This is a genomic window from Clostridium sp. (genome assembly GCF_040797585.1).
GTDB lineage: Bacteria > Bacillota > Clostridia > Clostridiales > Clostridiaceae > Clostridium_Z.
Genome location: NZ_JBFNEO010000127.1, coordinates 1 through 8,282, shown reverse-complemented (window position 1 = coordinate 8,282; position 8,282 = coordinate 1). Strand labels below are relative to the sequence as shown.

Genomic DNA, 8,282 nt, shown 5'->3' with positions numbered 1-8,282 from the left:
CTTATTTATTTATGCTGGTTTTATATGACAGTATTAATCCCTATATAATTATCTTGCTTGTATATTATCTTTAAAATTTTTATAGAATAATAATTCTATATTATTCTAACTAAACTTTGCTGTAATATAAAACAAAGACCTTCTCACTATTAAAATCAACATAAGTGATAAAGTCTTTGTTTTTAATTTATTATGAAGTTTCTCACTGAAACCTGATTTTCTATACTCCTTAAAGATGTACAATTTTCAAATTCTTAAGCTTAGGTATAAATTAAAATCTACAATATAAACATATCTAACTTATTAACTGAAATTAATCTTATAATTGTATAGTCTATGAAGAGCTCTGGTGCACATTACATATTTAACTAAATCTTCACTGTTCTCCCCATCTTCATCTACCATTATAACTCCATCAAATTCTAGTCCTTTAGCAAAGTAACTAGGTATTAAAACATTTCCTCCTCTATAGATAATATCTTCATTATCTAAAACCTTTATATTCATTGTTTCTTTAAGAACAGGAGCTATCTTGTTTATTTGATCCTTATTTCTACATATAATTGCAAGACTCTCTAATCCTTCCTCTTCCATGTCATCTATGGTGTTTTTTATACTTACTGCTAATTCCTCAATAGAATTAACTTCCTCTTCATAAACCTTATCTCCACTTCTAACTAGCGGAACTATATTATCACCAGTTATGAATTTATTAGCATAGTCCATAATCTCCTTAGTGGATCTATAGCTCTTATTTAAAGAGAACATTTTAATACTCTCTTTAGGAAAGATTTTATGAAGATTCATCATAGGAGATTCTACCTCTTTTTTTATAAGTCTTTGATTTACATCTCCAACTATAGTAAAGGAATTACACCCTGTTAGTTTTTTTATAACTATAAACTGAAGCATAGAATAATCTTGAGCCTCATCTATAACTACGTGTTTTAATTCCTCTTTAACCTTTAATCCTTGAAGATTAATTTTAAGATATAGTATAGCACCTAAATCATCATTTAATAAAATTTTATTATTATTAAATCTATTATATATGTCCTCTACTTTTTCTCCATCTAAATATCTTAAAGATTCTTTAGCATTTAAAACTTCTCTTAAAAGATTTCTTATTTCTATCTTTCTTTTAAAGTTTATATTGTTCTCTTCTACAGCCAATTTATCTTTTGGCATTTCTTCCTTAATCTTTTTATATTTAGATTCTATATCTCTAAATATATCATCTCTTTTATATCTAATCTTGTTATATAATATCCTCTTTACCTTAGCACTTCTTCTAAAAAGAGGCATAGCTTTAAAATCTTTATTAATCATTGATAGGATTTCTTCTTTATCTACTAAAACCTCATTATTAAATAGGAGAGATCCTACCTTAAAGTAATTTTCATTTAAGTCCTCTATTAGTTTATCTAAATCACCTAAGAAGCTTTCTGATCCCTTATATTTTATTTCTTTTAAGAATTCTTCCTCTCCCTTTAGTACCTGCTCTATCTCATAGGTAAAAGGAACTATCTCTTTATTATCCTCTATAAACTGCATAGCAAATTCTCTAAAAGTACTTTGCTTTACACCATTCCCTTCCCCAAGAGAGGGAAGAACATTTCCTATATACTCCATAAATATAGAGTTAGGTCCCAAAATAAGGGTTTTATCCTCTAACTGTTTTCTATAATTATATAAAAGATAAGCTATTCTATGTAGGGCTATGGTAGTTTTACCGCTTCCAGCCACTCCATTTACCACAGTTACAGAAAGTCTCTCATTTCTTATTATTTCATCCTGTTCCTTCTGTATTGTCATAACAATATCTTTAAGCTTCTCATTAGAGTTAGAACTTAAAACCATCTGAAGAATCTCATCTTTTACGTCTATATCAGAATCAAAACAGCCTTGAAGTTCACCTTTTTTTATTATATATTGTCTTCTCCCTTGAAGATCTACCTCTATTTCCCCTCCTGGTGCACTATAATAGTGTTCACCTAAGGTTCCCGCATAAAATAAAGATGCAACTGGTGCTCTCCAGTCGATTATTAAAGGTTCATCATACCCCTCTGGCGTTACTCCAAACCTACCTATATAATATTTTTCTACATCTTCAAATTCCTTATCTTCAAAAATTATCCTTCCAAAATAAGGTGAATATTTTAATGTATTAAGCTCTTTTAACTTTCTATCTATGGTTTTAAATGCCTCTTCCTGAACATATCTTTCATGGTCGAAATATTCTATAACCTGGTCTTCATCATCCTTATAATCTTCAATAAACTTCTTTCTATAATTTAAAATTTCATTTACTAAACCCTTTCTCTTAGTAATTCCTCTTAAAATCTCTTCATTTATTATATTAATAGTTTCCTTTAACTTAAACTTCTCTAACTGTAGGTCATAATCACTACTATTTGCATCTAAAAAATTCTCTTTATCCATATATCTACCTACCTTTCTATAATGGTAATTTATATTATATCATTTTTATATAATAAAGCTAAAACTTAAAGATTCATTATAATAGATATTCTCTAAAAATCCTATGTTTTAATAAAATTTCATAATTCTTATAGCATAATAGCTAATTTGTAGTTTAAACTATTATTTGTTATAATATATATAGGGAATTCGTACTTATGTAAGTTGTAATTTAAAAAGATAGCATCTTTTAAGATGCTATCTTTTTTACTATTCTATAGTATTATCTTCTTCATTATCTATCTTCTCTGAAGCTACTTCCTCTTCCACAATATCTGGTCTTCTTTGCTTTATGATTTCCATGAATTCTTCACCCATTATAGTTTCTTTTTCTAATAACTTCTCTGATATCTCAACTAATAGATCTTTATTGTCATTTAAAAGTTCTATGGCTTTTTCATGGCAGTTTTTTATAATATTTAAAGTTTCCATATCTACAGCAGTTCCTGTCTCTTCACTACAATTCATAACAGGTCTTCCATCTAAATATTTATTTCTTACTGATTCTAATGCCATCATATCAAATTTTTCACTCATACCATATACGGTTACCATGCTTCTAGCACTTTGAGTGGCTCTTTCTATATCATTAGATGCCCCTGTAGATATCTCATTAAATTCTACTTCCTCTGCAGCCCTTCCTCCAAGCATTACTACTATTTGATCTAACATCTCTTCCTTAGATACTAGATATTTCTCCTCTGTTGGAAGCTGCATAGTATATCCTAAGGCTCCCATTGTTCTTGGTACAATAGTTATCTTATGCACTGGATCTGCATTTTTAAGTAGAGCTGCTGTTAAGGCGTGACCTACCTCATGGAAGGCTACTATTCTCTTTTCCTTAGCAGACATAATTCTATCCTTTTTCTCTTTACCTGCAATTACAACTTCAACTGCATCCTCAAGGTCTTCTTGTATTACAAACTTTCTCTTATTCTTTACAGCTCTTAAAGCTGCTTCATTTACCATATTAGCAAGATCTGCTCCTACTGCTCCTGGAGTTGATTTAGCTATAGAGTTTAAATCCACATCCTCTGAAAGTCTAACTCCTTTAGCATGAACCTTAAGTATAGCCTCTCTTCCAATTAAGTCTGGTCTGTCAACTATTACACGTCTATCAAAACGTCCTGGTCTAAGTAATGCCTTATCAAGGATTTCTGGTCTATTAGTAGCTGCTAGTATTACAACTCCCTTAGAAGAATCAAATCCATCCATTTCAGATAGAAGCTGATTTAATGTCTGCTCTCTTTCATCATTTCCTTGTAATGCCCCATCTCTACTTTTACCAATAGCGTCAATTTCATCTATGAATATTATGCAAGGAGCCTTTTCTTCTGCCTGTCTAAATAAATCACGGATTCTTGCTGCTCCCATACCAACAAACATCTCTACAAAGTCTGATCCTGACATAGAGAAAAATGGAACTTTAGCTTCTCCTGCCACAGCCTTTGCAAGAAGGGTTTTACCTGTTCCTGGTGGTCCAACAAGAAGTGCCCCTTTAGGAAGTCTTGCTCCTATCTCACTGTATTTTTGTGGATTATGAAGAAAATCCACAATCTCTATTAAGGATTCCTTAGCTTCTTCCTGTCCTGCTACATCCTTAAAGGTTTTTCCTGTTTCATTTTCCGCATATATCTTACCTACATTTTTACCGAAGGACATTACTCCTCCACCCATTTTCTTATCTAACTTTCCAAATATAAGTCTTCCAAGAAGCATAAAGATAAGAATAGGCCCTACCCAATACAGTATTAATCCTGTGAAAGGATCATTATTAGGTATCTCTGCATTAAACTCTACATCTGCCTCTCTAAGAGTTTCTACTAATTTAGGGTCCTTTATGTTTCCTGTATAAAGAGTTTTCCCTCCATAAACACTATCGTCTATAGGTTTTATAGCTAGTGCATCTCTTTGTATATCCACTGACTTAACCTTATTTTGTTCAAGTAAGGTTAAAAACTCACTGTAAGTTATTTTTTTAGTTGTATAATTAGTAATTCCATAATTTATTGTTAATACTACAGCAATTACACCCATTAAATAAAATAGTCTGTATTTAAATTTATTATCTTTAAACATAATTTGGTCTGCCTCTTGGCATTAGCTCCTTTCAAGTAAAACTATATAGCTCTTATATGGTTTAAATAATAGCTATATTTATTTCTTCTTTTGATATATTAAGTTTATCTTTAATTATTTAGCAAGTTCATATATTGCTCTTCCATATATTTTAGCATTAGAAATTAAGTCTTCTATTTCTATATACTCATCTGGTTTATGAATAACATCTGGCTTTCCAGGGAAGATTGGTCCAAAGGCAACTGTATTTGGCATACTTTTAGCATAGGTTCCTCCCCCTATAGCTATAAGCTCCGCTTTATCACCTGTTATTTCCTCATAAGCAATTTGAAGTTTCTTTATAAGTTCATGATCCTTTGAGAAATATAACGGCTCATCTAAGTCTATATCCTTAATCTCTGCATTAGCCTTTTCTGAAGTAGCTTCTAATTTCTTTAATAATTCCTCATTATTAATAGTAACTGGATATCTTATATCTATTCTAAGGTCTGCCTTATCCTCACATAGATTTATTATTCCAACATTTAAAGTTAACTTTCCAGAAGGCTCATCTATATACCCTACTCCAAATCCTTCTCCATTTACTTCTGTTCCTATACTTTCTGATAAAAATCCTAAGAACTCCTTTAAATCCCCTTTAATATCTAAGGTATTTAAAAACATTATCATATGCATTATTGCATTCTTTCCTAAATGAGGAGTAGATCCATGGGCAGAAACACCATGAGACTTTATCTTAACTCCATCTTCACTAGGTTCAATATTTATATGGTAATTTTTTTCCTTATTAAATTCCTTTAATTTATCATTAAAATATTCCATATCCTTGCCAGTAACTAAAGCTTCACAAAGACTAGGAACTATGTTTGGTCTTTCTCCAGCTTTTATGCTCTTTACTTTAATCTCTCCATCTTTTATATTGAAAGTTTTCCCTAAAGTAAAGTGAAGAATTCCCTTTTCTGCATATATTATTGGATATTCAGCATCAGGGGTAAAACCTAAAACCGGCGGCTTTTCCTTTTTTAAATAATATGGAAGATCATTACTACCTGTTTCCTCATTAGTTCCAAATATTATTCTTACCTTCTTTGATAATGGAATATCTAAATCCTTTATAGCTTTAAGCCCATAAAGTGCTGCCATCATAGGTCCTTTATCATCAGTAGTACCTCTACCATATATTCTGCCACCATGTATCTCAGCTCCATAAGGATCATATGTCCATCCTTCACCTTCTGGAACTACATCTAAATGCCCTAAAACAGCTACATAGTCATCTCCTTCACCATATTCTGCATAGCCTGCATAGCCATCTATATTCTTGGTTTTAAATCCTAAGTCTTCTGATATCTTAAGAGCACATAAAAGAGCATTATTTACTGCCTCTCCAAAAGGCATACCTTCTTTTCCTTCTCCCTCAAGACTCTTTATTCTTATTATTTCCTGGGTAGATCTTACTAATTGATCCTTTAACTCATCAACTTTTTTACTTATCATAAAATTTCCCCCTCTACTTTAAAAATCCTAATCTATTAAAAGGATAAACCCTAACTTGAGCTTTTCCCTTTATATCTTCTTCATCAATATATGGATTTCTCCAACTCCTTGAATCATAAGAATTAGCTCTATTATCTCCTAAGAATAAATACTTTCCACTTGGAACTGTAAAGCTACCTGTTTGATTGCTAGGATTCTCTACATAAGGCTCATTTAATTCCTCTCCATTTATAAAAACTTTTCCACCATCTTTTATCTCCACATTATCTCCTGGAAGGCCTATAACTCTTTTTATTAAAAGCTCTTCTTTCTCACCATTGTTTATTCCCTCTTTAAAGTCAAATACTAGTATATCTCCTCTTTCAATCTTACTATAATTATATATTTTAGTTACAAACAAATGGTCTCCTTCAGTTAATGTAGGATACATTGATTCTGATGGTATATATACCTTAAATAATAAAAATTTATTTATTAGGATTGATATTATTACAGCAGCTGCTATAGGTATTATCCAATCTTTAACTAAAGAACCACTAATACTCTTAATTGATTTACTATCTTCTTTACTCATCTTCCCACATACCTTCCATTAAATCATTAATATATTTCTCTCTACTTTTAGTGGCTTCATTATCTACCTTAAACCCATCTTCAGTTCTTATAATAACTACGCCTTCCTTAACCTTGCCTTCTATAATGGAAATATTTATTTTAATTATCTCTCCATTATCATCTTCACAAAAGGCAATACTATGGTCTATTCTATCTATTATGAATTTTTCCATAAACAATAATTTTAACTTTATTCTCTTAGAATAAAGTTAAATGCCTCCTTCCATCTTGCACATCCAATTTATAGTATATCATAATAACTTTTTCTTAACCACAAATAGTAATCTCATAGAATAACCTAAACTAAAGGCAGTTTTTACTATATATTTTTTGATTATAATTAAAATATATAAAAATTAAATTTTTATATATTTTATATTAATTTTGCTATTATAACAAATAAATTTTGTATGAACCAAGTTCATAAATATTTTATCATATTTTAAGTAAAAACATTAGGCATCTTAAAAAATATTTAATCAGTATAGTATACTCCCCCTTATAGTATATAATGAGTATAATATATTGTTTTAAATATACTATACTCACTATATACTATAAGTTATTGGACTATTTTTGACCAAATAGTTTATCTAAGATGCCTTTTATTAATATAAATTAAAAATCTTATGTTAATTAAAGGGCTGCCGCATTAAGAACAAATACTAGAATATATTGTGCTAATTTTAAATTTGCAATCAATATATTGTATGTAAATTCCTTAGTGCCACAGCCTTTTAATTAATTAAAAATTTATATATTTTTCTTATCTCTGAGCCTCTGTATCTATTAACATAAGATTATTATCTATTATAATATCAGATAATAATTTTGAATATGTCTTATTACCGTTCTTATCTTCAACTGTACTATATCCTGCTTTTTCAAGTGCTTTTGCTTGATCTATATAATTACCTGATGTAAATAAGCCAGCCTTTGTATATCTTTCATTATTTTTTAAAAAGCTACCGTGATCTATGAATGAATCCGTCTTTTCCTCGTAATATCTAAATTCATCCTTTATTTCTTTATTATGAAATTCCGTTGTATCCATGGTAACCTTTTTTCCCTTCCATCCTTTATCTGCCTTTATACCAAAATAATTATTTGCCTTTGTAGTTAAATTGGACTTTCCCCATCCAGTTTCAAGGATAGCTTGGGCTATTGTAATGGATGGTAAAATTCCATACTTTTCGTAGGTTTTTATAGCATCCTCTTTTATATCATTTATAAAAGTAATATGCTCCTCTCCATTTACAGATGATGTTTTCTCTATTTGAGATAAAAATTTCTTTGCTAATGACTTTGATTTATCATTATAATTTAACTCCTCTAATACATTATCAAAAGATTCTAATACATAATCATTTCCCTCTTGCTTTATAAACTTTAAAGCCATGTTTCTTATATCCTCTTCAGAAACCTGTGATAAATCCCCCTTTTTAGGAACCGCAAGAGCTGCTGCTACTTCTGTCCAACTAATTTGCTTATGTGGCTTACTTACAGAGTCTGTAATCTTTATGAATGTCCCTTTATCAAAGTTTCTTATCCTTATCTCTTCCTTTTCAGGTTTTAAAATACTTATACCTAAAATCAAAATCCCAAATGCT

General features: G+C 30.1%; 6 protein-coding genes. All 6 read right to left on the bottom strand.

Features of this window, described 5'->3' with window-relative positions; all coding sequences use genetic code 11:
- Positions 1-303 precede the first annotated feature (303 nt).
- Complete coding sequence (locus AB2369_RS08980; protein WP_367666144.1) at positions 304-2,442, bottom strand: UvrD-helicase domain-containing protein; 2,139 nt, start codon at positions 2,440-2,442, stop codon at positions 304-306.
- Between the two features lie 249 nt (positions 2,443-2,691).
- A complete protein-coding gene (gene ftsH, locus AB2369_RS08975; protein ID WP_367666143.1) occupies positions 2,692-4,560 on the bottom strand; it encodes an ATP-dependent zinc metalloprotease FtsH in 1,869 nt (622 codons plus the stop codon).
- Positions 4,561-4,674: 114 nt separating this feature from the next.
- Positions 4,675-6,057 carry a dipeptidase PepV gene (gene pepV, locus AB2369_RS08970; RefSeq protein WP_367666142.1) on the bottom strand — a complete coding sequence of 461 codons (1,383 nt, stop codon included), beginning with the start codon at positions 6,055-6,057 and terminating at the stop codon, positions 4,675-4,677.
- Positions 6,058-6,070: 13 nt separating this feature from the next.
- Positions 6,071-6,631, bottom strand: coding sequence for a signal peptidase I (lepB, locus tag AB2369_RS08965; protein WP_367666141.1), 561 nt, complete (start codon positions 6,629-6,631; stop codon positions 6,071-6,073).
- Positions 6,624-6,845 (bottom strand): DUF3006 domain-containing protein, encoded by a 222-nt coding sequence (locus AB2369_RS08960; protein ID WP_367666140.1) that lies wholly within the window; start codon positions 6,843-6,845, stop codon positions 6,624-6,626. The genes lepB and AB2369_RS08960 overlap by 8 nt, the downstream gene beginning before the upstream one ends.
- A 593-nt stretch (positions 6,846-7,438) precedes the next feature.
- Positions 7,439-8,282, bottom strand: an 844-nt coding sequence (locus AB2369_RS08955; protein WP_367666139.1) for a glucosaminidase domain-containing protein, incomplete at its 5' end; no start/stop codon positions are given.

Bases quoted from the DNA above. Each gene is read 5' to 3' on its own strand.
- AB2369_RS08980 (WP_367666144.1), bottom strand. From the start codon at position 2,442: ATGGATAAAGAGAATTTTTTAGATGCAAATAGTAGTGATTATGACCTA.
- ftsH (WP_367666143.1), bottom strand. From the start codon at position 4,560: ATGTTTAAAGATAATAAATTTAAATACAGACTATTTTATTTAATGGGT.
- pepV (WP_367666142.1), bottom strand. From the start codon at position 6,057: ATGATAAGTAAAAAAGTTGATGAGTTAAAGGATCAATTAGTAAGATCT.
- lepB (WP_367666141.1), bottom strand. From the start codon at position 6,631: ATGAGTAAAGAAGATAGTAAATCAATTAAGAGTATTAGTGGTTCTTTA.
- AB2369_RS08960 (WP_367666140.1), bottom strand. From the start codon at position 6,845: ATGGAAAAATTCATAATAGATAGAATAGACCATAGTATTGCCTTTTGT.